The organism is Lactobacillus acetotolerans DSM 20749 = JCM 3825 (assembly GCF_001436775.1).
Taxonomy (GTDB): domain Bacteria; phylum Bacillota; class Bacilli; order Lactobacillales; family Lactobacillaceae; genus Lactobacillus; species Lactobacillus acetotolerans.
Map to the genome: position 1 here is coordinate 1 of NZ_AYZC01000104.1, position 568 is coordinate 568.

1 protein-coding gene is annotated in these 568 nt (G+C 40.5%); it reads left to right on the top strand.

Going from position 1 to position 568, the window contains the following annotated elements; all coding sequences use genetic code 11:
* Positions 1-507: transposase (locus tag FC77_RS07735; RefSeq protein WP_162258111.1), on the top strand; the 507-nt coding region annotated here is incomplete at its 5' end.
* Between the last annotated feature and the right edge of the window lie 61 nt (positions 508-568).

The window sequence follows — 568 nt, forward strand, 5'->3', positions numbered from 1 at the left end:
TTTCTTTCAGATGGCGTTGTGGGCATGAAGACAGCACTGGCAAAGACCTATCCTCAAGCTCATTTCCAGCGTTGCTTGGTTCATGTCATGCGTAATATCTGCGCTAAAGTACGCGTGGAGGATCGCGAGGCAATTATGAACGAATTCAAGCAGATTCACCAGCAAGCCAATAAAGCAGCTGCTGTTGATGTATTGCATGCCTTCTATGCCAAATGGGACAAGAGTTATAATCATGTCATAAGAAACCTGAAAGACATCGAGCCGGACCTGCTGGTCTTCTATAATTATCCTAAGCAGATCAGAGCTTCAATTTACTCTACCAACATGATTGAATCTTTTAACAACGTCATTAAGCGTAAAGCTAAGCCTAAAGCAGAGTTTCCGACTGAACAGTCGCTTGATACTTTCATTGGCATCCAAGCAATGAGTTACAATGACCGCTACTTCAACCGAATTCACAAAGGCTTTGGTCAGGTTCAGGACACCTTAGAATCTTACTTTGATTAAATAAAGAATAAAAAATCAATCTATGAGAAAGATCTATTTACACAAAAGATTTGACAGTTTC